At 60.3% G+C, this 19,739-nt stretch carries 20 protein-coding genes and 1 tRNA gene; 6 read left to right on the top strand and 15 right to left on the bottom strand.

All coding sequences use genetic code 11. From position 1 onward, the window contains the following. The first annotated feature begins 3 nt into the window (after window positions 1-3). Window positions 4-3,339 (top strand): error-prone DNA polymerase, encoded by a 3,336-nt coding sequence (locus tag AC2TC0_RS06725; RefSeq protein ID WP_484716743.1) that lies wholly within the window; start codon window positions 4-6, stop codon window positions 3,337-3,339. Window positions 3,340-3,364: 25 nt separating this feature from the next. Here the strand turns inward: AC2TC0_RS06725 and AC2TC0_RS06720 are convergent, their stop codons facing one another. The 3 genes from AC2TC0_RS06720 to cysD are packed head-to-tail and all read right to left on the bottom strand — an operon-like array spanning window position 3,365 to window position 7,032. Continuing rightward, complete coding sequence (locus tag AC2TC0_RS06720) at window positions 3,365-4,123, bottom strand: 3'(2'),5'-bisphosphate nucleotidase CysQ (RefSeq protein ID WP_484716742.1); 759 nt, start codon at window positions 4,121-4,123, stop codon at window positions 3,365-3,367. A 57-nt stretch (window positions 4,124-4,180) separates the two neighbouring features. Next, window positions 4,181-6,103, bottom strand: a complete 1,923-nt coding sequence (cysN, locus tag AC2TC0_RS06715) for a sulfate adenylyltransferase subunit CysN (RefSeq protein WP_484716741.1) — start codon at window positions 6,101-6,103, stop codon at window positions 4,181-4,183. Beyond that, window positions 6,103-7,032, bottom strand: a complete 930-nt coding sequence (gene cysD, locus AC2TC0_RS06710; protein ID WP_484716740.1) for a sulfate adenylyltransferase subunit CysD — start codon at window positions 7,030-7,032, stop codon at window positions 6,103-6,105. The genes cysN and cysD overlap by 1 nt, the downstream gene beginning before the upstream one ends. Before the next feature lie 396 nt (window positions 7,033-7,428). Between cysD and AC2TC0_RS06705 the strand changes: the two genes are divergently transcribed. Continuing rightward, window positions 7,429-8,223 (top strand): helix-turn-helix transcriptional regulator, encoded by a 795-nt coding sequence (locus AC2TC0_RS06705; protein WP_484716739.1) that lies wholly within the window; start codon window positions 7,429-7,431, stop codon window positions 8,221-8,223. A 262-nt stretch (window positions 8,224-8,485) separates the two neighbouring features. Here the strand turns inward: AC2TC0_RS06705 and AC2TC0_RS06700 are convergent, their stop codons facing one another. Both AC2TC0_RS06700 and AC2TC0_RS06695 read right to left on the bottom strand, forming a co-directional pair. Further along, window positions 8,486-9,286 carry a hypothetical protein gene (locus AC2TC0_RS06700; protein ID WP_484716738.1) on the bottom strand — a complete coding sequence of 267 codons (801 nt, stop codon included), beginning with the start codon at window positions 9,284-9,286 and terminating at the stop codon, window positions 8,486-8,488. A gap of 128 nt (window positions 9,287-9,414) precedes the next feature. Continuing rightward, window positions 9,415-9,531, bottom strand: a complete 117-nt coding sequence (locus tag AC2TC0_RS06695) for a DUF6471 domain-containing protein (protein ID WP_484716737.1) — start codon at window positions 9,529-9,531, stop codon at window positions 9,415-9,417. 375 nt (window positions 9,532-9,906) lie between these two features. Between AC2TC0_RS06695 and AC2TC0_RS06690 the strand changes: the two genes are divergently transcribed. The 3 genes from AC2TC0_RS06690 (at window position 9,907) to AC2TC0_RS06680 (ending at window position 11,010) form a co-directional block, all read left to right on the top strand. Beyond that, window positions 9,907-10,098 carry a hypothetical protein gene (locus AC2TC0_RS06690; RefSeq protein WP_484716736.1) on the top strand — a complete coding sequence of 64 codons (192 nt, stop codon included), beginning with the start codon at window positions 9,907-9,909 and terminating at the stop codon, window positions 10,096-10,098. A gap of 202 nt (window positions 10,099-10,300) precedes the next feature. Beyond that, entirely contained in the window at window positions 10,301-10,651 is a 351-nt protein-coding gene (locus AC2TC0_RS06685; protein WP_484716735.1) for a GNAT family N-acetyltransferase, read from the top strand. Window positions 10,652-10,839: 188 nt separating this feature from the next. Continuing rightward, window positions 10,840-11,010 (top strand): hypothetical protein, encoded by a 171-nt coding sequence (locus AC2TC0_RS06680; RefSeq protein WP_484716734.1) that lies wholly within the window; start codon window positions 10,840-10,842, stop codon window positions 11,008-11,010. 118 nt (window positions 11,011-11,128) lie between these two features. Here AC2TC0_RS06680 and AC2TC0_RS06675 read toward each other — a convergent pair. From AC2TC0_RS06675 to AC2TC0_RS06630, 10 genes are all read right to left on the bottom strand, one after another. Beyond that, window positions 11,129-11,205: transfer RNA gene (locus AC2TC0_RS06675), tRNA-Met, on the bottom strand. Between the two features lie 68 nt (window positions 11,206-11,273). Continuing rightward, window positions 11,274-11,798: a 2'-5' RNA ligase family protein gene (locus AC2TC0_RS06670; protein ID WP_484716733.1), complete on the bottom strand. Its 525-nt coding sequence runs from the start codon at window positions 11,796-11,798 to the stop codon at window positions 11,274-11,276. Then, the gene (locus AC2TC0_RS06665) at window positions 11,798-12,550 is read right to left on the bottom strand and encodes an alpha/beta fold hydrolase (protein ID WP_484716732.1); all 753 of its coding nucleotides are present in this window, start codon (window positions 12,548-12,550) and stop codon (window positions 11,798-11,800) included. The genes AC2TC0_RS06670 and AC2TC0_RS06665 overlap by 1 nt, the downstream gene beginning before the upstream one ends. Beyond that, the gene (gene mltG / locus AC2TC0_RS06660) at window positions 12,547-13,482 is read right to left on the bottom strand and encodes an endolytic transglycosylase MltG (RefSeq protein ID WP_484716731.1); all 936 of its coding nucleotides are present in this window, start codon (window positions 13,480-13,482) and stop codon (window positions 12,547-12,549) included. The genes AC2TC0_RS06665 and mltG overlap by 4 nt, the downstream gene beginning before the upstream one ends. Before the next feature lie 5 nt (window positions 13,483-13,487). Beyond that, window positions 13,488-14,747: a beta-ketoacyl-ACP synthase II gene (gene fabF / locus AC2TC0_RS06655; protein WP_484716730.1), complete on the bottom strand. Its 1,260-nt coding sequence runs from the start codon at window positions 14,745-14,747 to the stop codon at window positions 13,488-13,490. A gap of 117 nt (window positions 14,748-14,864) precedes the next feature. Beyond that, entirely contained in the window at window positions 14,865-15,101 is a 237-nt protein-coding gene (locus AC2TC0_RS06650) for an acyl carrier protein (RefSeq protein ID WP_484716729.1), read from the bottom strand. A gap of 129 nt (window positions 15,102-15,230) precedes the next feature. Further along, on the bottom strand, window positions 15,231-16,424 hold the full coding sequence (locus AC2TC0_RS06645; protein WP_484716728.1) for a serine hydrolase domain-containing protein: 1,194 nt from the start codon (window positions 16,422-16,424) through the stop codon (window positions 15,231-15,233). Window positions 16,425-16,436: 12 nt separating this feature from the next. After that, the gene (locus tag AC2TC0_RS06640) at window positions 16,437-16,835 is read right to left on the bottom strand and encodes a VOC family protein (RefSeq protein WP_484716727.1); all 399 of its coding nucleotides are present in this window, start codon (window positions 16,833-16,835) and stop codon (window positions 16,437-16,439) included. Then, window positions 16,832-17,257, bottom strand: coding sequence for a DUF3617 domain-containing protein (locus AC2TC0_RS06635; RefSeq protein WP_484716726.1), 426 nt, complete (start codon window positions 17,255-17,257; stop codon window positions 16,832-16,834). The genes AC2TC0_RS06640 and AC2TC0_RS06635 overlap by 4 nt, the downstream gene beginning before the upstream one ends. Window positions 17,258-17,281: 24 nt before the next feature. Further along, complete coding sequence (locus AC2TC0_RS06630) at window positions 17,282-17,419, bottom strand: hypothetical protein (protein WP_484716725.1); 138 nt, start codon at window positions 17,417-17,419, stop codon at window positions 17,282-17,284. 129 nt (window positions 17,420-17,548) lie between these two features. Between AC2TC0_RS06630 and uvrB the strand changes: the two genes are divergently transcribed. Continuing rightward, window positions 17,549-19,735 (top strand): excinuclease ABC subunit UvrB, encoded by a 2,187-nt coding sequence (gene uvrB, locus AC2TC0_RS06625; protein ID WP_484716724.1) that lies wholly within the window; start codon window positions 17,549-17,551, stop codon window positions 19,733-19,735. Window positions 19,736-19,739 lie beyond the last annotated feature (4 nt).

Raw genomic sequence — 19,739 nt, 5'->3', positions numbered from 1 at the left:
CTGATGTTCGCCGAACCCGTCGCCGCCACCAATTTCAGCTTTTTGCGCGGGGCATCGCATCCGGACGCGATGGTGCACCGTGCCTTTGCGCTGGGGATGACCGGCATCGGCATCGCCGACCGCAACACCGTCGCAGGCGTCGTGCGCGCGCATATGGCGTGGCGCGAAATTGGCGGGCCGGCGGGACCGTTCCGGCTGATCGTCGGGGCGCGGCTGGTGTTCGCTGATGATACGCCCGACATCGTCGCTTACCCCGCCACCCGGCGCGGCTGGGGTCGGCTGACGCGGCTGCTGACACTGGGCAACCGCCGCGCGGTGAAGGGCGATTGCATCCTGCATCTGGGCGATCTGCTCGATCATGCCGAGGATCTGCTGTTGATCGCGCTGGGCGGCGATGCGCCATTATTACAGCAGCTCAATGACGCTCGCCCCAACGCAGTCTGGCTGGGCGCCACCATGCCGCGCGGCGGGGCCGATGCACGGCGATTGGTGGAAGCAAGGGCGCTGGCTGATGCAGTCGGCATTCCGTTGATCGCCACCAATGACGCGCTTTATCCCGATCCGGACGACCGCCCGTTGCACGATATCGTTACCTGCATCCGCGAAGGCGTAAGCATCGACGCAGCGGGCAAGCGGCTGGCCGCCAATGCCGAGCGCCACTTGAAATCTCCCGCCGAAATGGCGCGCCTGTTCCGTGCCTGTCCGCAGGCGATTGCGGCGACGCAGAATTTGCTCGCACGCATCGCCTTCACCCTCGACGAATTGCGCTACGAATATCCGCACGAACCAGTGCCGGAGGGGTGGGAGCCGCAGGACTGGCTGGAACATATGGTACTGGAGGCAGCGCATGCCCAATTTCCGGACGGCCTACCCGATGTCTGGCAGCGGACCATCAATGAAGAATTCCGCCTGATCCGCGCCAAACAATATGCCCCTTATTTCCTGACCGTGCACGACATCGTCCAGCATGCGCGCAGCCTGAACCCGCCAATCCTGTGTCAGGGACGCGGCAGTGCGGCCAATTCGGTGGTCTGTTACCTACTCGGCATCACCCCGGTCGATCCCGTCGCCAACAAATTGTTGTTCAGCCGCTTTCTGTCCGAAGAACGCAACGAGCCGCCTGACATCGACGTCGATTTCGAGCATGAGCGGCGCGAGGAGGTGATGCAATACATCTATGCCCGCTATGGCCGCGAGCGTGCGGGGATCGCCGCTACCGTCATCCACTACCGCCCGCGCAGCACCATCCGCGAGGTCGGCAAGGCGCTGGGGCTGACCGAGGATGTCACCGCGCGGCTGTCGTCCACCATCTGGGGGCAGTGGGGCAAGGAAGTGCCCGAACGCAATCTGGCCGAGGTCGGTTTTGACCTCGCCAATCCGGAAATCGCGCGGCTGAAGACGCTGATCGACCGGCTACTGACCTTTCCGCGCCATTTGTCGCAGCATGTCGGCGGCTTTGTGCTGACCGAGGGGCGGCTCGACGAGCTAGTGCCGATCCACAATGCCGCCATGCCCGACCGCACTTTTATCGAGTGGGACAAGGACGATATTGACGCGCTGGGGCTGATGAAGGTCGACGTGCTGGCGCTGGGGATGCTGACGTGCATCCGCAAAAGTTTCGACTTGCTGCGCGCACAGGGACTGGGCGATCTGACGCTGGCGAATGTCCCGCATGAAGATGCAGCCACTTATGCCATGCTCCAGCACGGCGACAGCGTCGGCACTTTTCAGGTCGAAAGCCGCGCGCAAATGGCGATGCTGCCGCGCATGAAGCCCGCCTGCCTTTATGACCTGGTTATCCAGGTGGCGATCGTGCGCCCCGGCCCCATCCAAGGCGGCATGGTCCACCCCTATCTGCGTCGCCGCAACCGCGAGGAAGCAGTGGACTATCCCTCGCCCGCGCCGCCGCACGACCCGAATGAGCTGCGCGACGTGCTGGAAAAGACGCTAGGTGTGCCGCTGTTTCAGGAACAGGCGATGAAGCTTGCCATCGTCGCGGCGGAGTTCACCCCCGCGCAGGCTGATGGGCTGCGCCGCGCGATGGCGACCTTTCGCAACCACGGCACCATCCACCGCTATCAGGCAATGCTGATCGAAGGGATGGTGCGACGCGGTTATGAGCGCGATTTTGCCGAGCGTTGTTTTGGCCAGATCAAGGGGTTTGGTGAATATGGCTTTCCCGAAAGCCATGCACAGGCGTTTGGCTGGCTCGCCTATGTGTCGAGCTGGCTCAAGTGCCACCATCCCGCGATCTTCACCTGCGCGCTGCTCAACAGCCAGCCGATGGGCTTTTATGCCCCCGCCCAGCTCGTTCGCGATGCCGAGGAACATGGCGTCGAAGTGCGTGGGGTCGATGTGAACGCGAGTGGATGGGATAACAGCATCGAATCCTCCCCATCGACTTGCGATGGGGAGGTGGCAGTCCGCAGGACTGACGGAGGGGCCGCCGACGCAGTCGGCGAGCTGCGCTCGCCAGCCCTCCACCATCCCCCGGATGGTCCCCCTCCCCATCGCAAGTCGATGGGGAGGATAAGTTTACGCCTCGGTTTCCGCCAGATCGACGGCTTCCGCGCGGCTTGGGCCGATGCCATCACCGCTGCACGCGCCGCCTGCCCCTTTGCCTCGGTCGAAGATTTGGCCCGCCGCGCCGCCCTACCCCCGCCCGCGCTGCGCAAGTTGGCCGACGCCGATGCGTTCGGATCGCTGGCGCACAGCCGCCGCACCGCGCTGTGGGAGGTGCGGCGTACCCCGGCGGATCAACTGCCGCTGTTCGCCTTTGCCAATGCAGCCGAGCTGGGCGACGAGCCCGACGCCGCGCTGCCCGCCATGCCGCTGGCCGAGGAAGTGGTCGCTGACTACCAGACCATCCGCCTGTCGCTCAAAGGCCATCCGGTGCAATTCTTGCGCCGCGTGCTGGCGGCCGAGGGTGTGCTGAGCTGCGCGGCGGCCAATGCCATGCCCGACGGCCGCAAGGTGCGCGTCGCAGGCGTCGTGCTGACGCGCCAGCGCCCGGGCAAGGGCCATGCGGTGTTTATCACCATCGAGGATGAAAGCGGCGTTGCCAATGTGCTGTTGTGGGCGCGCGACATGGAAAAACAGCGCCGTGCCGTCATGGCGGCGCGGCTGATGCTGGTCGAAGGCGAGATTCAGAAGAGCAAAGAGGGCGTCGTCCACCTGATGGCCAAACGCATCATCGACCGGACCGCAATGCTGGGCCAGCTGACTGCCGACACCCCGATGACGCCGCCGCTGGCGCGCGGCGACGAGGTGGCACGACCGCAAAGCCCCCGTCACCCCCGCAATGTCAGGATTTTGCCGAAATCGCGCGATTTTCACTAATCTCCTCCGGCGGGCGCTAGGGACATTAGCTTGTCGGCGTAATTCTCCCGGCTTGGAATTGCGCAACGAACCGCAACGTTGCTTCGGCATGTTCCTGGCGGCAAATCAACAAGTCCGGAAGATAAGTGTCCGGCTGGTTATAGGCGATTTCGCTGCCATCAATCCGCGAACAATGAAGCCTGTGAGCCAAGGCCACAGCAACCGGCGCACAGCTATCCCATTCAAACTGACCGCCCGCATGGAGGTAAATATCGGCCTCACCTCGCACGATGGCCATGGCTTTGGCGCCAGCACTTCCCATTGGCAGGATTTCCGCATCAAGTGCTCCAGACAGCGCTAGCGCCACTTCGGGCGGACGTGTCCGGCTGACGACCAGCCGCAGCCTGCCGGGCGCAGGCGGAACAACGCACGGCCGATCGCTGCGCAGCACGGCATCGAGCGCTGGCAAGGCGACCGCACCGGCGACTGGCTTGCCGCCTATGGCGAGGCCAACATGGACGGCCCAGTCAGTCCGCTGTTCGCCATATTCACGGGTGCCATCGATCGGATCGATGATCCACACCCGTTCCATCGCCAGCCGTTCCTTTGTGTCTTTGCTTTCCTCCGATAACAGCCCGTCATCGGGTCGATGCTGCCCAAGGGCATCAACAAGAAACTGGTTTGCGGTCTGATCGCCAATATTCCCCAACGCCTTGCCGTCAGCCATGTTGGCGGCGCGCAGCTGCAACAGGATTTTCCCGGCACTTTTGGCAAGGTGGGCGGCAAGCTCGGCGTCGGTCAACATTGGCCCCCTATATTCACTTTCGATCCCTGCCCAATTGCCATGTCCAATTCTGCCCGCCTATTTCAGCGGCATGATCTTTTTGATGATATGTTCGGCGGCTTCCTCGGCCGTCATCGCTACGGTGTTGACCACGATGTCCGGCTCGAGCGGCGCCTCATAGGGGCTGTCGATGCCGGTAAAGTTCTTCAGTTTGCCCTCGCGCGCTTTGCGGTACAGCCCCTTCACATCGCGTTCTTCCGCAACTTCAAGTGGCGTGTCGACGAATATCTCGATGAACTCGCCTTCCGGAACCATTTCGCGCACCAATTGCCGCTCGGCGCGGAACGGGCTGATAAACGCGGTCAGCACGATCAACCCGGCATCGAGCATCAGTTTGGCGACTTCGCCAATACGGCGAATATTTTCGATCCGGTCGGCTTCGGTGAAGCCCAAATCCTTGTTCAGCCCATGGCGAATATTGTCGCCGTCGAGCAAAAAGGTATGGCGGTTCATCAGCGCCAATCGTTTCTCCACTTCGTTGGCGATGGTTGATTTGCCTGAACCTGAAAGGCCGGTGAACCACAAGATGCGCGGCGTCTGGTTTTTCATCGCCGCATGGCTTTCGCGGCTCACATCGGTCGGCTGCCAATGCACATTCTGCGAACGCCGCAGCGAGAAGTTGAGCATCCCCGCCGCCACCGTAGCGTTCGTTGTCTTGTCGATGAGCACAAAGCCGCCCAGCGTACGGCTGTCGGCATAGGGTTCGAAAATCAGCGGTTTGTCGGCGATAATCTCGGCCACGCCGATCTGGTTCAGTTCCAGCGTTTTTGCCGCCAGCCGATCAAGGCTGTTGACGTCGATCTCATACTTGGGTTGCTTCACCGTGACCGAAACAGTCTGGGAGGCAAGTTTCAGCCAATAGCCGCGCCCGACCAGCATCGGTTCATGATCCATCCACACAATGGTCGCTTCAAACTGGTCGGCCACCTCAGGCGGCGCACTTGCCGCAGACAGCACATTGCCGCGCGAACAATCAATCTCGTCAGCCAGACAGATGGTGACCGACTGGCCCGCAACCGCTTCGTCGCGATCACCGTCCAGCGTGACAATGCGGCTGACCGAGCTGGTCTTGCCCGATGGCAGCACCCGGACTGCATCGCCCGGCTTCACCGAGCCGGCGGCGATGAGGCCAGAGAAGCCGCGAAAATCCAGGTTGGGCCGGTTCACCCATTGCACGGGCATGCGGAATGGCCGGGCAAGGTCGCGCACGTTGTCAACTGCGACGGTTTCAAGATATTCGACTAGCGGCGTGCCTATGAACCACGGGGTATTCGCCGACCGGGCGGTGATATTATCGCCCTTGAAGCCCGAAATCGGGAATGCAACGAAATCTCTGATGCCGATCGACTTGGCAAACGCCGCATAGTCGGCCACGATTGCCTCGAACCGGGCCTGATCATAGCCAACCAGGTCCATCTTGTTGACCGCCAAGACGATATTGCGGATGCCCAGCAAATGGCACAGATAGCTGTGCCGCCGGGTCTGGGCGAGCATCCCTTTGCGCGCGTCAATCAGGATGACAGCAAGGTCGGCGGTCGATGCGCCGGTTACCATGTTACGCGTATATTGTTCGTGTCCCGGACAGTCAGCGACGATGAACTTTCGCTTCTCGGTCGCAAAAAAGCGATAAGCGACGTCGATAGTGATTCCCTGTTCGCGCTCCGCCGCCAGACCGTCGACCAGCAGCGCGAAATCAATGTTCGCGCCTTGGGTACCCACGCGCTTGCTGTCGGCTTCAAGCGCCGCCAGTTGATCCTCGAAAATCATTTTACTGTCGTAGAGCAGACGCCCGATCAGCGTCGATTTGCCATCATCAACACTGCCACAAGTAATGAAGCGCAACATCGACTTGTGCTGATGCCGGTCCAGATAGGCATCGATATCTTCGGCAATGAGCGCGTCGGCCCTATAAACGGCATCGGGGGGCGATACATCGGCCATCAGAAATACCCCTCCTGCTTCTTCTTTTCCATCGACGCATCGCCGCCATCCTTGTCAATGACCCGGCCCTGACGTTCGGACGTGGTCGTCAGCAACATTTCCTGGATGATCTGTGGCAGCGTCGTTGCTTCGCTCTCCACTGCGCCGGTCAGCGGGAAACAACCAAGCGTGCGAAAGCGGATCCTGCGCTCAGTGATGGCTGGCATTCGGCCCAATATCTCTCCGATTCGCGCCGGATCATCGGCCATGAACAGCCCGCCTTCCCACTCATAAGTCGGGCGCAGGGCCGCGAAGTAGAGCGGCACAATCTCGATATTCTCGAGGTGGATATATTGCCAGATGTCGAGCTCGGTCCAGTTCGATAGCGGAAAGACGCGAATGCTCTCATGCTTCGCCTTGCGGGCATTATAGAGGTTCCAAAGCTCGGGTCGCTGGTTTTTTGGGTCCCAGCCATGGCTGGCGGTGCGGAACGAAAAAATGCGTTCCTTGGCGCGGCTCTTTTCCTCGTCGCGCCTGGCGCCACCGAAAGCGGCGTCGAATCCATATTTGTCGAGCGCCTGTTTCAGCCCTTCGGTCTTCCACATGTCGGTGTGTAGCGGGCCATGATCAAATGGATTTATCCCGCGCTCGGCTGCCTCCGGATTCTGATGGATGAGCAACTCCATGCCGGCACTCTCGGCAGCCTTTTGGCGCATCTCGTACATCGCCTTGAATTTCCAAGTCGTATCGACATGGAGCAGCGGAAAGGGCGGCGGCGATGGATAAAAGGCCTTGCGCGCGAGGTGCAGCATGACGGCGCTGTCCTTGCCGACCGAATAGAGCATCACAGGCTTGGTCGCCTCGGCCACCACTTCACGCATGATATGGATCGCCTCTGCCTCCAGTCGTTGGATGTGGGTCAGGGGCAATCTGGCTTGGGTATCCGGCATCTGCTTCTCCGCCAATCTCGCGTGGCCCATCGCGGACTGGCAATTGTAACTAATCTCCCATATGGGAGCAAAGCTATGATGGCGCTCTCATCCACTTCAGACCAGCGTGACCTGATATTGTCCGTTGCAGGCGGGATACACGAAGATCCGCCATGGACGAGCCTCGCGCGAAACCTGGCTACCCGGACCCGCGCCGACCATGTTTTGATTGCCACTAGACAGGGCAAAACCGTCCGGCAGGCGACCTTCACATGGGATGCTAGCATCCTGCCGAAGGGTGAGATCGGACCTGCCCATTGGCCCTCCTTCCTAGCGACGTTCATCACCCGAGGCGCACCGCTGCGTGCGGGTCGCGTCTACGCAGCGGATGAATTGTTTGCATTCGATCAGCCAGATGTGCTGGCCGCGCAGCGGAATTGGCTAGCGCGCAACGGCGTCGCCAGCGTCCGCTTGCTACGGGTTGCGGCGCATGACGATACCGACGTGATGGTGATCCTTGCGAACCAACGTGAAGAAATTCAATCAGCGTCCGTGGCGACGCTGTCCAATCTAGCCCCGCACCTGATCGCAGCTTTGCACAGTCTAGAGGTCATCGCGAAGCAACTTCTGGCGCGGGAACTCGCAGAGTTTGCGCTGGCTCGCCTTGGTATCGGCCAGCTTGCTTTCGATGCCGAAGGCGCGATTTTGTTTGCCGACCACACCGCACAGGCGCTGCTGGACCTTGCGCCTCACCAAGGCCCTGGAACGCACAGGCGAATGAGGCTGTCGGCAAAGGCGGGGCAAGACTTCAAAGCGCTGTTCGAACAACTGGCCGCCGGTACGGGATCCGACGTTCGCATCCTGTCCCTCGGCGAACCGCGCGACCTATGCCTGCTCCTGCGCCGAGCCCCAGTACAAATGGATGAGCTGGCCCACGGCCCTGCCGTAATCGGCGCGGTCCGTAACTATCGGCCGCAGCAAACACGCGAAACAGCTCTTGCCATCAAGGAGCTTTATCAATTGTCCGACCGCGAGGCTTCACTGGCCCATGCCATCAGCCTTGGCCAACCGATCATCGACAGCGGTCAAAAGCTACGCCTGACCAAGGAAACCGCGAGAAATTACTCCAAGCGCATCTATTCGAAGACCGGAACAAAGGGCCAGTCTGATCTGGCCCGATTGATCCTCAATGGCCTCGCTCCACTGGCCTGAGCGACCTACGCATGCCATCGATCACGAACAAAAGCAGATTTTGGTAGCGGAGGAGGGACTTGAACCCCCGACCTACGGATTATGATTCAATCAGTTTACCAATGAAAACAGATACTTAGGTGTAAAACATTGTTAAAATCTGGCTAGAGAAATCAATAACTTAAGCCCCGCACTGTAAAACTATTTGGCGTGATGTAACAACCGCACCAAGGGGTGCAGCTAAGTGAGCGCGCTTGGTATCGTGCTCGGGGGAGCGTTGGCGTTAGGTGGCGGTGTTGCCGAAAATGCTAGGGACAAATTCTGTGTCAACTCCGTCGAACGAGCCTTTGACACGGTAAGAAAATCGCAAGTCTTGCGTGTCCCCGAATACATCTACAAATTCTACCACCCCATATACATACAAAGTCGAGCCATTTACCGATTTAAAGTCAGCTTCGAGATCGACGTCATCAATCTCGAAGGGAATCGTAAATTCACCGGAAGGGGGAAGGCTGCTCGGAAACTGATAATAGTCACTCGGCGCAGCATAAACAGCAGCTGGATTAATTTGGCCGAATTTGTCACAAACCAGCCTCCGTCTAGCCCTTTTTATAGTGGCAGGCGTCGTTCCAGCATTGGAAATAATAACGTCTCCGTAAATGGTTCCTGCGGCGAACGCGATGATCTTTATATCTTTGACAAAAAGATAGGCTCGAATTTGAAGCCTTGTGCTTTTCTCGGAAACGTCCGCCAATTTTGCGGCAGCATCGGCGTTTCGCGCAGCTATGGCTATTGCCTCAGCCTGAGCAGCAGCGCTCGCCCTACTTTCGCGGCGAGCACGGCGCTCAAAGTTGACATTGATCCTGTTTCCCCGGCGCGCCTCCTTCAAAGCCCCTTGGGTTTGCCAAATGGTGATGGTCAGGCCGACGACCGTAGCAAGGCTCAGAACAGAAGCGACTACAGACCAAAACGTAGCCCAACCAGCTTGCCTGGCAGATTCTTCAGCGGCCAAGGCGGCGCGCCATTGAGCGCACAAATCGGCCTTGTCTTTATTGTCGGCATGATAGCAGGCATCGGCATTCATGTCGGGGTAAGGCCTCCACGCGGATGGCGGCGCTATCGGGCCTTGGGCTGGCTGTCTGGCTTCAGTGCCTTGTTCGGCTTTGGATTGCTGTTGCTGGGCGGCACCCCATGAAATGAAGCTAACGAATGCTAGCCATCCGACAATCGCAAGGATGATACCCCTATCGCTTCCAGACATTGCAGAAGAAACACCGCTGTGAATTTGCCCCGGCTCAGCTTGTTCCTGATATTCGGCTCAGAGTCCACCACCCCTATTGCCGCCAGCTACGCGCGGGAAGCATCATGGCGCGAAGATAACCGCCAGGTGTCGAATGGCGATCAGGCTGCGCTGGTTGGCGGTGCTGCAATGGCTTCGCGGATTAGGAGCTATTGGAAGGGGTCCCGGTACCGAGCGGCCTGATAGGACGTTTCCTATTGGATCGTATATGGCTCAATTTTCACTTTTTTGATTCCACCTCACCCATTGAATCTCTTCACAAAACCCTTGACACGTGCCTAGTCTCAAGTTATGCCCTCACGGGCATAACTTTTGACACCCCTGTAAGTTTTTTATTGCCTTAACACCCCTCATTCATACATCTCACCATAAGAGACCCAAGGAAGGGTAAAAGGACTGATTCGATGGCTGCCCTGCGCGCCCGCAATTCTAACTTTTTCAGTCGCTGGCTCGGTCGCAAGCCAACGAAGCCGGACGCGCGCGCTAATCGTTTAGCGTTCAAGGTTGGTGCCAAGCAATCCAAAAATGGCTCTACCGATGCGCTGCAAGAGGTCGTGCGCCTATCTATGCAGAATGATGCCCGTCTGAACCACTAGAGTTAGTTGTTTGGGGGAGCCGCTGCCGCCCGTTCGCTTTGAACCTTTAAATGAAGGTCACAATTGCGGCGGCTTTTCTTGCACGAACCCCGAAATTACCAATTGGGTCCAGAATTCTGCGCATCGGGATCACGCCAAGGGCGGGGTGCGCGTTACGTGTGCATTTTTTGAAGGGCAAAATCGACCAGTGGGAGTTTATGCCTTGGCAACAGTCGCCGAGGCCGTCGAAAACCTACCTGGCTATTTTTATCATCGCTTTAGGTCGGGCCAATATTTCTCCGCATTACAACTTGTGTGGCTCGCAACTGATAGGGGATTCACGGGCCGTGGCTTAGGAAAGTTGATGGTAGGTCACGCAATCCGAAGATTTGCAGATATCGGAACGCAAATCGGCATTCCCCACCTTATTCTCATTCCGGCTGACCAAGACAAAGAACGCCTCACGGAATTTTATGCGGGTCTTGGCTTCAGCCAATATAGTGACGGCGCAGGAATGTTTTTGTCATTACAATCGGTCCGCGATGCAATCGAAAAGCAGAGCGGGGCAGTATAGCGCGCGATCTCCCACTCCAGATTCTGCCCGCCGCGCGTTTCCACGTTTCGCACCAGCCCCTGTTCGCGCTTGTCTCGCAAACAACCAGCAATGCGCCGCGACATAAGCCCTAGCAGCTTTGGCGTTGCTGCCAGCCCGCGCTGGACAATCAATCTCTTTGGACGCAAATTGCCTTGTTCGCTGCCCGCATGATGCCGAAAATCTGGCGTGACAAATCACCGCGCTTTGACCAATTCTCAGGCGGCCTGACCATCATGGCAGCAACGGCGAAAATATTGAGATCGGGCGCAAAAAATGCCGGTCATGCAGAGAGCCCAGAGCGCCGGACAAATGTTCCAAACGTCAAAGCACAAAAATGATTGTATACGTGTTGCTTAGGATACGAGCAGTGTGGGCATTTTACACTGTAAGCTGTAAAACGCGTGTAAAATTTCATGGCTGATGACGCGCCTGACAGCATTAAGTAATTGATTTTATTGGTAGCGGAGGAGGGACTTGAACCCCCGACCTACGGATTATGATTCCGCCGCTCTAACCAGCTGAGCTACTCCGCCCTACCAAGGCGCGGGCGGCGCGTCGGCGCTCCCGGGAAGCGGCGCTATAGGGAGCGCGTGCGCGGCGGTCAATATCGGCTGCGCGTGCTCCCGCGAAACGGAATGCCTTTCAGCAATTCCCAAGGCCCGCCGCGATAATAGTATACGCTGAAGCCGGTAATGGCGAGCGGAGCAGGTTGAAATTCGGCGCGGAGTTCCGCCAGCAACGCCTTGGCCTGAGCAGGCTCGACCTTGTTTTGCACGGTGATGTGCAGCCGCGGCGTTGCCTGATCCTGCGCGGTCAAGTCAGGGGCGAACCAGTCGGCGATGCGCGCGCGCATGGCGAGCAGGTCGCGCGACTCAACCCGGTAAGCCACGCCGCGCCCTAGCGAATAGACTTCGGTGACGTGCGCCACCGGGGCGGCATCGACAGCAATATCCTTCAGCAGCCGCACCAGTTCATCGGCGCGCGAGGGCGGCAAATGGTGGAACAGCGTGAGGTGAGCCTTCAGATAATTGCGCTCAGGCGGAAAATGCGCATGGCGCAGTGCATCGAAACGCCGCTGGTCGGCGGTCCCGAACGTGGCGGTAACAATCAGCGGCGCCGGGTCCACTAATCCAGCATCGCCCAAAAGGCCTTGAGTGCCGCCGCGACCTCGGCGGGACGCTCGGCAATCGCCCAATGCCCGGCACCAGCAATCTTGTGCAGCGCCACGCCGTGCCGTTGCGCCGCGCGCTCGGCGACAGCGATGTCGACATAAGGATCCCCCTCACCCCAAACCAGTGCGCCCGGCCCCTTGAGCGTCTCCAAATCCTTGGCCCAGTCGACCCCGAAGTTGAGGCCGTTCGCCGAACGATAGAGCTTCAGTATCGCGCGCCGCTTGTCCTTGCTCACCCATTGCGTCGCTTCTTGCGCAGCCACCGCGGCAGGGACGCCCTGTTCCACCAGGCTCTGTTGCAGCTTCTTTGGCCCGCTGACCGCCATGAACAGCTCACCCAGCACCGGCGTGTTCCAGATGCGCGCGACGCGGTGGCCGCGATAATCGGGATCGATGACCGCGTTCGACAACACCCAGCTGCGCACCAGATCGGGCCGCAGCATTGCTACCCGCTGGACAATAATCGCGCCCCAGTCATGCCCGACCAGATCGACCAGGCCGTGCGCGGCAGCGAGCCGCTCGACCTCGCCAATGGCCCAGTCAGCATAGGCCTCTTTCGTTGCGGCAAACCCTGCGGGAAGCGGGCCGGCGAAGCCCGGCATGGCAGGGACGGCGACCGGCGTGTCCCCCAGCGCAAGTTCAGCCAGCAACGGCGCCCAGATGGCCGGACTGTCGGGCACGCCGTGGAGGAAGAATTTGGCGGTCATTCAATCTCCCCACGCGCCCGCCGGATGGCTTTCCAATTGGTCACATTGCGGTTATGATCAGTGAGCGTTTCGGCGAAGATATGACCGCCGCTACCATCAGCCACGAAATAAATATAACGCGTCGGTTCCGGGTCGAGCACAGCCGCAATGCTCGCCTTCCCCGGATTGGCGATGGGCCCGCGCGGCAGGCCCGCCATGCTGTAGGTGTTGTACTCATTGACCGCGTCGATTTCCGACCGGCGGATACGGCGGCCGAGCGGTTTGCCCTGGGTGATCGGATATATGATTGTCGGATCAGCCTGCAACCGCATGCCGATGGCCAGCCGGTTGGTATAGACACCCGCAACGGTGCGGCGTTCGGCGGGAACCGAGGTTTCTTTTTCGACAATCGACGCCAGCGTTATCGCTTCGTTGCGGTTTTTGACCCCGCTGCGGGGAGAGCGTTTGGCCCATAACTCAGCAAACGCCTTGTCCATCGCGTCTTGCATGCGCTTCACCAAGGCCGCGCGCGATTCTCCGGTGACGAAGCTGTAAGTGTCGGGCAGCAAACTCCCTTCGGCCGGCACCGGGATCTCGCCGGTCAGTCGCTCCTCGGCCATCAGCCGTTCCCACGCCATGATCGACGGCATGCCTTCGGGCACTGTGACAAAGCGTTGCAGCGTTTTGCCCGACTGGAGCAGTTCCAGCACATCGCCCGCATCCATCCCGGCCTTGACCTGATATTCGCCAGGCTTGATCGGCGCGTCGCCGCCAAAAAAGCGCGCGTGGTTGACGAAGCTGGACGCGCTATCGACCGCGCCCGCCTTTTCCAGGATTTCGCCGGCCTTGCGGATGCTCGATCCTTCGGGAATCACCACGGTCACATCGCGCGGCGCGCCGCCCGAACAGGCGGCGAGGAGCAGGGTCAGAATAGCCGCGAGCAGCAGCCGCACAGCGGTTACTCCACCGCCTTCACAATCACGCTGGCATTCGTTCCGCCAAAGCCGAAGCTGTTGTTAAGTGCGGCCTTCACCACACGCTTTTTCGCGACGTGCGGCACCAGGTCAACCCCGTCGGTGCCCTCGTCGGGATTGTCGAGATTGAGCGTCGGCGGCACAATCTGGTCGCGGATGGCGAGGATGCAGAAAATGGTTTCGACTGCACCAGCGCCGCCGAGCAGGTGCCCGATGGCCGATTTGGTACTGCTCATCGACACATTGGCGATTTCGTTGGCGAACAATCGCTTGACCGCGCCCAGCTCGATGGTGTCGGCCATGGTAGAGGTGCCGTGCGCGTTGATATAGTCGATGTCGCCGGGCGTCATGCCGGCCTTCTTGAGCGCCATTTCCATCGAACGGTAAGCGCCCGACCCGTCGGGATGCGGGGCGGTGACGTGATAGGCATCGCCCGACAAGCCGTAACCCACAACTTCGGCGTAAATCTTGGCGCCGCGCGCCTTGGCATGCTCATATTCCTCGAGCACCACCACGCCCGCGCCCTCGCCCATGACAAAACCGTCGCGGTCCTTGTCATAGGGGCGGCTCGCAGCCTCGGGCCGGTCGTTATAGCTCATGTTGAGTGCGCGCGCCTGCGCAAAGCCCGCGATGCCGATCGGGCAAATCGTCGCTTCTGCTCCGCCTGCCAACATGATGTCGGCATCGTCGTCGCGGATCATCCGCGCGGCATCGCCAATGCTGTGCGCACCGGTCGAGCAGGCGGTGACGACGGCGTGGTTCGGCCCCTGCAGCCCATATTTGATGCTGACCTGCCCCGAGATGAGGTTGATCAAGCGGCCGTGGACGAAGTGCGGCGAAACCCGCCCCGGCCCTTTTTCGGCGAGCAGCAGGCTTTCGCTTTCAATCCCCGGCAGGCCGCCGATGCCGGACCCGATGCTGCACCCTGCGCGCAATTTCATCGCGTCGGGCATGTCGGTCAACCCGGCATCCTCGATCGCCTGACCCGCGGCATCGATGCCATAGATGATGAAGGGATCGACCTGGCGCTGCACCTTGTGATCGACGCGCTTGGCGGGATCGAAACCATAGGGGTGGTCGGGGCCCTTTACCTCGCAGGCGATGGTGCATTTCTGGTCGCTGGTGTCGAAATGGGTGATCTGCCCAGCGCCCGATTTGCTGGCCAGCAAATTGGCCCAAGTGGTTTCGACGTCCGCGCCCAGCGGCGTCACCAATCCCAAACCCGTTACGACAACCCGGCGCATAGGCCCTCATCCTTTATGATTCTTGCCATGATATATGCAAAAGGGCCTCCCGATAGTCCGACCTAGGCCGGAACCGGAAAGCCCCCTGCATCATGCGGACCCGCTGGTCCCGATCAATCAACCCTTATTGGCGTCGATGAAATCAATGGCGTCCTTAACGGTCGCAATCTTTTCCGCCGCATCATCGGGGATTTCGACGCCAAATTCTTCTTCAAACGCCATGACCAGTTCGACGATGTCCAGGCTGTCGGCGCCGAGATCGTCGATGAAGCTCGCCGCTTCCGTCACCTTTTCGGCTTCCACGCCCAGATGCTCGACGACGATCTTTTTCACCTTTTCGGCCGAATCGCTCATGAACCAATCCTTTTCTGACTGAGCAATGAATGTTGGCGTTCGCACTAGAGGCGCGCGCTGCGGCTGGCAAGAGGGGGAAGCTTGGGCGCATTACAGCTTAGCTTTGTGCTCCCGGGCAGCGACTTGTCACTAACGCCGACTGGCTGCCGCCATCGCTCGGTCGACCAAGTGCTCCTCCTCCGGCCCATAAGCCGATCGCGCGCCAGTGGCCGTCACATCCACTGCCGTGACAAAATAAGCCAGACCGGTCCCCGCCGCGCGGTCGATCCACAGGCCTGCCCGCAGCCCATAGGCATCGCCCGCATGCCCCAAACGCAGACGGCCGTCGCCGAACAGGCCGCTCTTGCACCCCGGCCGCTTCAAGTCCGCGCCCCCGGTCGCGTGCACCGCGAGGCCGAAGGAGCAAAAGGTGCCGTTGCTGCCCTCACCCCGATCCGGGTAGACCGGCGTCAACCGCTCCAGTCGGGCAATGCTAGAGGCTTTCAAAAAGCCGCGCCCGTTCTGCAGCAACATTACTCCAATGCGCGCCAGATCGGCGGCACTGATCCGCATCCCGCCTTGCGGGCTGAACGCCGCGCCATGGCGGGCAAGCGGGTAGCTGGCCAGATCGCAGCTGTCGTCACTGGCTCGCACCACCGGGCATTCAGGCGGCCTGCCTCCTAGCTCATCGAGCGCTAGCTCGCCATTAAAGCGATAAAGCGCCACTGCGCGCGCAACCTTGTCAGGCGAGCACATCGTCCAGTTGAAGCAAGCGTCGATGTTCAGCGGCGCGAACACCAAGCGGTGGATCAGCCGGTCGAACCGCTCGCCCGTCGCCCCCTCCATTGCTGCGGCAATGATCGGATAGTTGAGGTTCGAATAGGCAAAGGCCCCGCCCGGGGCCCGATCCGCATCGAACGCGCCCTTCTCCTCCAACTTGGCGGGCAATTCGGCATCCAGCGTCAACAGATAGTCAAATTCGCCGCTGACCCCGCTGCGATGGCCGAGCAGCATCGCCAGCGTAATCTTACGTGTTGGATATTCGGGATGGCGCAGCCGCCAGCCAAGATAACGCGACACATCGGCGTCGAGATTCAGCTTCCCCGCCTCAACCAGCCGCATGACGCCAAGGCCAACGACCAGCTTCGACACCGACGCAACACGCGCTGGATCGTCAATGGTGACGTCGCGCGGGTTATTCTTGCTCAGCGGCCCTTCGACAACGCGCGTTTCAATTTTGCCCGATGTATCAAAGGCAACCGCGACCTGCGCACGGTGGGGGACCGCAACAGTTTGCGCTCCCGCCGGCGAGCAGGCCAACAGCGCCGCCGCTAAAAAAACCATCGCATCGGTTGATCAAGCGGGCCCCACCCGGAAAACCGCAAGCTTGTTACCATCCGGATCGCGGAAATAGGCGGCGTAAAAAGCCTGCGGTCCTTCCTCACCGCGGAGGCCCGGGGGACCATCGCAGCTGCCGCCCAATTCCAGCGCCTTGGCATGCAGAGCATCAACCTGCGCCCGCTCCAGCACCGGCAGCGCCGCCATATGCCCGTTGCCCTGATGCGCGGGCTGGCCGTCATAGGGCCGGGTCACCGCGATACCGGGCTTGTCCATGCCAGTGCCCCACAGGGTGAAGCCGCCCAGATCATCGCCAAATTCCATCATCCGCTTGGCGCCCAGCGCGCCCAGCAACCCATCATAAAAGGCGCGCGCCCGCGCCATGTCGTTGGTGCCCACCGTGATATAGCCGATCATGATTTTGTCGCTCCTGCTGCCTTCGGCGGTGTCGGCGGCGTGATGTCGCCGGGCTTGCATTCGCCGGTGCGCGTGGAGGTAATGCGCATCACCATCTCGCCCTCGGGCTTGCCATCGGCCTTGGTGGCGACCGTCGAAACGGTGAAATCCTGCGACGTCGCGCTGTTGGTGCCGGTTGCCGTCATCTTGGCGGTCCCGCCATTGCCCGACTTGCAGGTCGCCGAAAAATTGATGCTGCTGCCCGTGACATCCTTCTTGTCAAACGTGCATTCACCGCCTTGCGAGCCCATTTGTTCCAGACTCTTGCTGATATCTTCAGCAGCAATCGCTTCGGGCGTCAGACAGATGGACATATTACCCATCATGTTCATCATCGCCTGCAGCTGCTCCTTCTCGCCGCCCTTGATATCCGGGCCTTCCAACTTGACGATTTCCGCCTTGGTCGTCTAGCTGCCCGGCTGACGTTTGACAGGCGCATCACTCGCACCAAACAGCCCGCCGCCCTCACCGCCTTTGTCAGCACCACCACCGCAGGCCCCCAAAGCGAGCGCCGCCGCACTCGTCAAAACCACCACAGCCCGCATCGCCCAAATCCTCTCTAACCCGCGCGCATTGCCGCGCGAGCGCATCCTGCCCATATTTGCCATCAAGTCCACCGGGATTCGCGCAGCGATGCCCTTGTGCACCTTTCGCGATTGGGACATAACCAGAACATGGCCGACATCATCATCCGCACCTCGCTCGACGAAATCGACACCAGCGGCGCGTTCGTTCCCCATCGCCCGGCGCGGCCGGAGAAGGCCGACGGTGGAAAGCGGTTCGAGCTAGTCAGCGACTATCAGCCTGCAGGAGACCAGCCCACCGCCATTGCTGAGCTGGTCGCAGGCGTGCAGGCGCACGAGCGCGATCAGGTGCTGTTGGGCGTCACCGGGTCGGGCAAGACCTTCACCATGGCGCAGGTCATTCAGGCGACACAGCGCCCCGCGCTGATCCTCGCGCCCAACAAGATTTTGGCCGCGCAGCTTTATGGCGAGTTCAAAAGCTTTTTCCCGCACAATGCGGTCGAATATTTCGTCAGCTATTATGACTATTATCAGCCCGAGGCCTATGTCCCGCGGTCCGACACCTATATTGAGAAGGAAAGCTCAGTAAACGAGGCGATCGACCGGATGCGCCATTCGGCCACGCGCGCGCTGCTTGAGCGCGATGATGTGATTATCGTCGCCTCGGTCAGCTGCCTCTATGGCATCGGCTCGGTCGAAACCTATTCGGCGATGATCTTTGATCTCAAAAAAGGCCAGGTCGTCGACAGCCGCGAGATCATTCGCAAGCTGGTCGCGCTGCAGTATAAGCGCAACGATCAGGCGTTCGCGCGCGGCAATTTCCGCGTGCGCGGCGACTCCCTCGAAATCTTCCCGTCGCACTATGAAGACATGGCGTGGCGCGTGGCTTTTTTTGGTGACGAGATTGAGGAGATTACTGAATTCGACCCGCTTACCGGCAAAAAAATCGCGAACCTCAACAGCGTGCGCATTTACGCCAATTCGCACTATGTGACGCCAGGTCCGACGCTGAAGCAGGCGACCGAGGCGATAAAGTTCGAGCTGGCCGAGCGACTGAAGGAATTGGAGGCCGAAGGCAAATTGCTCGAGCATCAGCGACTGGAGCAGCGCACCAACTTCGACCTCGAAATGATTGCCGCGACGGGCAGCTGTGCAGGCATCGAAAACTATTCGCGCTTCCTGACCGGCCGCCTGCCTGGCGAGCCGCCGCCCACGCTGTTCGAATATCTGCCCGACAATGCCCTGCTTTTTGTTGATGAAAGCCATCAGACGGTACCGCAGATTGGCGCCATGTCTAAGGGCGACCATCGCCGCAAAATCACGCTGGCCGAATATGGCTTTCGTCTGCCCTCGTGCATCGACAACCGGCCATTGCGCTTCGCCGAATGGGACGCGATGCGCCCGCAAACGGTCAGTGTGTCGGCGACGCCGGGGCCGTGGGAAATGGAGCGTACGCAGGGCGTATTCGCCGAACAGGTCATACGCCCCACCGGCCTGATCGATCCACCGGTCGAGATCAAGCCGGTCGAGGAGCAGGTCGATGATTTGATCGCCGAGGCCAAGAAAACTGCGCTCGCCGGTTACCGCACGCTTGTGACCACGCTGACCAAGCGGATGGCCGAGGATCTAACCGAATTTCTCCACGAAGCTGGGCTCAAGGTCCGCTATATGCACAGCGACGTCGAGACGCTTGAGCGCATCGAGATTATCCGCGACCTACGGCTGGGCGTGTTCGACGTGCTGGTAGGTATTAACCTGCTGCGCGAAGGGCTCGATATCCCCGAATGCGGGCTGGTGGCGATCCTCGACGCCGACAAGGAGGGTTTTCTGCGCAGCGAAACGTCGCTGGTGCAAACCATCGGGCGCGCCGCGCGCAACGTCGACGGCCGCGTCATCCTGTACGCCGACCGCATGACCGGCAGCATGGAACGCGCGATCCGCGAAACCGACCGCCGCCGCGCCAAACAGGTCGCCTATAACGAAGCCCACGGCATCACGCCCGCCAGCATCAAGAAGAATATCGGCGACATTATCGCCCACGTTGCCAGCAAGGATGGCGTTGTCGTCGACATCGGCGAAGGCATGCCCGACCATATGGTCGGCCACAATCTGCGCGCCTACATCGCCGATCTCGAAAAGCAGATGCGCGATGCGGCGGCGAATCTGGAGTTTGAAACGGCCGCGCGATTGCGCGATGAAATCCGCAAACTCGAGGCGGATGAATTGGGGATTGGTTCGGGCGAGAGTGCGGCGCCGAGGGTGGGGCGGAGCAACGAGGGCAAGCCTGGGACTAGGAAAGACCGGTTCGGGAAAACGCAGCGGAAGTTGGGGCGGTAACCCC

The organism is Sphingopyxis sp. sgz302558 (assembly GCF_057220455.1).
The sequence above is the reverse complement of the archived record's forward strand: the minus strand, read 5'-3'. Positions and strand labels throughout refer to the sequence as shown.

Bases quoted from the DNA above. Each gene is read 5' to 3' on its own strand.
- uvrB (WP_484716724.1), top strand. From the start codon at position 17,549: ATGGCCGACATCATCATCCGCACCTCGCTCGACGAAATCGACACCAGC.
- AC2TC0_RS06640 (WP_484716727.1), bottom strand. From the start codon at position 16,835: ATGATCGGCTATATCACGGTGGGCACCAACGACATGGCGCGGGCGCGC.
- cysD (WP_484716740.1), bottom strand. From the start codon at position 7,032: ATGCCGGATACCCAAGCCAGATTGCCCCTGACCCACATCCAACGACTG.
- cysN (WP_484716741.1), bottom strand. From the start codon at position 6,103: ATGGCCGATGTATCGCCCCCCGATGCCGTTTATAGGGCCGACGCGCTC.
- AC2TC0_RS06690 (WP_484716736.1), top strand. From the start codon at position 9,907: ATGGCTGCCCTGCGCGCCCGCAATTCTAACTTTTTCAGTCGCTGGCTC.
- AC2TC0_RS06630 (WP_484716725.1), bottom strand. From the start codon at position 17,419: ATGCGGGCTGTGGTGGTTTTGACGAGTGCGGCGGCGCTCGCTTTGGGG.
- AC2TC0_RS06720 (WP_484716742.1), bottom strand. From the start codon at position 4,123: ATGTTGACCGACGCCGAGCTTGCCGCCCACCTTGCCAAAAGTGCCGGG.
- fabF (WP_484716730.1), bottom strand. From the start codon at position 14,747: ATGCGCCGGGTTGTCGTAACGGGTTTGGGATTGGTGACGCCGCTGGGC.
- AC2TC0_RS06665 (WP_484716732.1), bottom strand. From the start codon at position 12,550: ATGACCGCCAAATTCTTCCTCCACGGCGTGCCCGACAGTCCGGCCATC.
- AC2TC0_RS06725 (WP_484716743.1), top strand. From the start codon at position 4: ATGTTCGCCGAACCCGTCGCCGCCACCAATTTCAGCTTTTTGCGCGGG.
- AC2TC0_RS06680 (WP_484716734.1), top strand. From the start codon at position 10,840: ATGATGCCGAAAATCTGGCGTGACAAATCACCGCGCTTTGACCAATTC.
- AC2TC0_RS06650 (WP_484716729.1), bottom strand. From the start codon at position 15,101: ATGAGCGATTCGGCCGAAAAGGTGAAAAAGATCGTCGTCGAGCATCTG.
- AC2TC0_RS06700 (WP_484716738.1), bottom strand. From the start codon at position 9,286: ATGAATGCCGATGCCTGCTATCATGCCGACAATAAAGACAAGGCCGAT.
- AC2TC0_RS06645 (WP_484716728.1), bottom strand. From the start codon at position 16,424: ATGGTTTTTTTAGCGGCGGCGCTGTTGGCCTGCTCGCCGGCGGGAGCG.